Below are 263 nucleotides of genomic sequence, written 5' to 3'. Positions count from 1 at the left end.
GCTGGTCAGCCAGTATCGCTTCAGCGGACCACTACCCTCTTCGCGCAGCACACCGAGGATCTGTTCGGCGGACGGTGCGAGCACCTTCATCGGGTGCGCGGTCCAGCCGTTGCCGGTCTCCTCCGTGCGGGCGAGGACGCGCTCGCCGATGCCCAGCGCGCCGCGCTTGCGCTCGCGCACGCGGATGCGCGGGATCGGCACGCCGTCCGCCTCCCATCGCTCCGGCTGCGCCCATACGTTGCCCCCGTCGTCGACGTCGAGGA

Annotated in this window: 1 protein-coding gene; it reads right to left on the bottom strand. The window is 71.5% G+C overall.

From position 1 onward, the window contains the following. The coding region (locus AC0IYH_RS32105) for a hypothetical protein (RefSeq protein WP_471838354.1) at positions 1–263 on the bottom strand (263 nt) is incomplete at both ends.

The organism is Pseudomonas sp. AC463 (genome assembly GCF_979253585.1).
The sequence above is the reverse complement of the archived record's forward strand: the minus strand, read 5'-3'. Positions and strand labels throughout refer to the sequence as shown.